Source organism: Sphaerochaeta sp. S2 (assembly GCF_016406725.1).
Lineage (GTDB): Bacteria > Spirochaetota > Spirochaetia > Sphaerochaetales > Sphaerochaetaceae > Sphaerochaeta.
Genome location: NZ_JAEKNT010000072.1, coordinates 1 through 2,486 on the forward strand (window position 1 = coordinate 1; position 2,486 = coordinate 2,486).

Here is a 2,486-nt window from a genome sequence, read left to right on the forward strand (position 1 = left end):
ACCAGACTCTCACTTGGTTCCCACACGGGTACCCATATGGACAGCCCTGCTCATCTGTTGAAGGGAGGCAAAACACTCGATAGCTATCCTCTCTCCAGGTTCTTTGCCACTGCTTATGTGATGGATTGCAGGGATCTTGATATAATTGACCCAGAAGATATTCCTGAGATCGATCCTTCCTGTGATGCTGTCCTGTTCTGTACGGGAGGCAGGGCACAACTGAATGTGGCCGCAGTAAACAGTTTTCTTGCAAGGGGAATTCGCTTATTTGGCTTTGATACCCCAAACTGTGACCACAGCGGAGATCTCTCTTTTCCGGTCCATCATGCCATCTTTGCTCAGGATGCCCTGATCATCGAGAACTTGGTAAAACTGGATACGGTAGTTTCCAAGGTGGTACAGCTTACCTGCCTCCCCCTCTCATTCAAGAATGCAGACGGCGCTCCCACTCGGGTTATTGCCACGGTAAGGTAGATATTTCTCCATCTTGCACGTTGGGTACCTGCACACTCTCCATTGGTATGATATAATCTAGGTAGTGGAGGGACCTCATATGAGTACAAACACCGTATTTACCATTGGACGACAGTTTGGAAGCGGCGGACGGCAAGTTGGGAAGAATCTGGCGGAAAAACTGGGAATTCCCTTCTATGACAAAGAACTCGTAGCGATCAGCGCACAGGACAGCGGCCTAAGTGAAGCGCTTTTCTCAAACGCTGATGAGAAAGCGACCAGCAGTATCTTCTACTCTCTTGTAATGGGTAACTATCCTATGGCCAGTGGAGCCCTGGGTGTTACAGAGATGCCGCTGAATGACCAACTTTTCCTCATCCAGAGCAAGACGATCAAGCGGCTCGCCTCAGAAGGGCCTTGTGTGATTGTGGGCAGGTGTGCCGATTACATTCTCAGGGAGATGGAGAATACCATCAATGTCTTCATCCATGCAGATCTGGAGAGTAGGGCAGAGCGTGCAATTCGCGTGTATGAAGTTGAAGAGAAGAAGGCAGAGGATATATGCCTGAAAACAGACAAGCAGAGGGCCAACTTCTACAACTACTACAGTGATCGTAAGTGGGGGATGTGCCGTACCTATGATCTGAGTCTTGACAGTGGAAAGCTTGGAATCGATGGTTGTGTGGATCAGATCATCAACTACGAACAGCTTTGGCAGAAGAATAAAGGTAAGGCGATCTAATGCTCGTTGATCTCTTGGACAATCTTGAATGGTATCGTGCCCTGCATCCTGCGATGCAGGGTATTATCACCATAATGGACCGAAGTCTTCCCTATGATGACAAGGCGGGAACCTATACGGTTGATGGTATTTCCTATCAGGTGATGGAATATGAAAGTTCGGTAACAGGGGAACTCGACCAAGCTAGTGGCAACCAGGTGCATATTCTCCTGGAAGGGGAAGAGATACTCAGCCTACAGCGAGAGGCATTGGTGGAGGTGGTGACGCAGTGTACCACTGGTCTGTTTGTACTGCTCAGGAAGGGAGAACGTTTCCGCCACAAGCAGAATCGAACTATGCAGACCAAGGTCAAGAAGGTGGTTTTTACCCTTCCTGGTCCTGCTTCTTGAACTGATTTCGTTTTCTCCAGAGATGGGCGAGCATAAAACGCTCGCCCTTTATTGCGTCATGGCTCTTGATAGCTGCAACCAGCTTCCTATGTTCTTCTTGTGTTTTTTTCAGTCCACGCTTATTCATTGTCTGGTTGAACAGCAACGCAGCCTCCCCTAGATTCAATCGGCTGTAGGTGAGGGTGAGCAGGTCATTGCCTGCAAGCGATACCAGCTCAAAGTGGAACCGGTAGTGCAATTCGCTGAATTTCTGTATGTGGAAAGGTCCCTTTTCTTCTATCAATCCATCCATGGTATCAAGAATTTGTTCCAAGGCAGTTGCATCAGCATGTTGCTCACAAGCAGATCGGATGGCAAGCGCTTCGAGATATGCTCGTACCTCAGTCAGATGTTGGTATTCCTGCATGGTCAGATCTTTTACATAGGTCCCACTATGGGCGATGGTAACGACAAACCCATCCTGGTCCAAGCGCTTGAGGGCCTCTCTTACCGGAGTCCTGCTGCATGCAAATGTTGCTGCCAATGTATTTTCAGAGAGCTTTGTACCCCCAGGGAGTATGCCACTACGAATCTGGTCCCGTAGGGTATCATAGATATGATCAATCAATTGGCTGCTTATGGTTTCTGACATGGAATCAGTATATCCAAAGTAAGGTTGGATGCCTAGTAACGAAAACGGGCCACGGATACGATCCATGGCCCGGTATAATCAAGAGAGAGATACTTAGTTGTCGATACCGACGAGTTCGATGTCAAAAACAAGCAACGAGTTGGGGAGAATGGTATCAGTTCCTGCTTCACCATAGCCAAGGCTTGGGTGGATCCAGGTCCTTACCACACTTCCGGTGTTCATGGTAAGCAGCGCTTCAGTGAACCCGTCGATTAACCCATCTACAGGGAAG

The 2,486-nt window shown here is 48.6% G+C and carries 5 protein-coding genes; 3 read left to right on the forward strand and 2 right to left on the reverse strand.

The genetic code is table 11. The features are described from left to right. From JF818_RS01825 to JF818_RS01835, 3 genes are all read left to right on the forward strand, one after another. Positions 1-474 (forward strand): cyclase family protein (locus tag JF818_RS01825; protein WP_198890289.1); only part of this gene is annotated, 474 nt, incomplete at its 5' end. A 79-nt stretch (positions 475-553) separates the two neighbouring features. Next, complete coding sequence (locus tag JF818_RS01830) at positions 554-1,195, forward strand: AAA family ATPase (protein WP_198890290.1); 642 nt, start codon at positions 554-556, stop codon at positions 1,193-1,195. Next, positions 1,195-1,584 (forward strand): hypothetical protein, encoded by a 390-nt coding sequence (locus JF818_RS01835; protein WP_198890291.1) that lies wholly within the window; start codon positions 1,195-1,197, stop codon positions 1,582-1,584. Before JF818_RS01830 ends, JF818_RS01835 begins: the two co-directional genes overlap by 1 nt. Here JF818_RS01835 and JF818_RS01840 read toward each other — a convergent pair. After that, positions 1,559-2,215, reverse strand: coding sequence for a GntR family transcriptional regulator (locus tag JF818_RS01840; protein ID WP_198890292.1), 657 nt, complete (start codon positions 2,213-2,215; stop codon positions 1,559-1,561). The two genes, JF818_RS01835 and JF818_RS01840, sit on opposite strands and share 26 nt — an antisense overlap. 93 nt (positions 2,216-2,308) lie before the next feature. Beyond that, complete coding sequence (locus JF818_RS01845) at positions 2,309-2,467, reverse strand: FKBP-type peptidyl-prolyl cis-trans isomerase (protein ID WP_370570293.1); 159 nt, start codon at positions 2,465-2,467, stop codon at positions 2,309-2,311. Positions 2,468-2,486 lie beyond the last annotated feature (19 nt).

What these genes read in the sequence shown, in the direction of transcription:
- JF818_RS01830 (WP_198890290.1), top strand. Translation starts at nt 554, where the DNA reads ATGAGTACAAACACCGTATTTACCATTGGACGACAGTTTGGAAGCGGC.
- JF818_RS01835 (WP_198890291.1), top strand. Translation starts at nt 1,195, where the DNA reads ATGCTCGTTGATCTCTTGGACAATCTTGAATGGTATCGTGCCCTGCAT.
- JF818_RS01840 (WP_198890292.1), bottom strand. Translation starts at nt 2,215, where the DNA reads ATGTCAGAAACCATAAGCAGCCAATTGATTGATCATATCTATGATACC.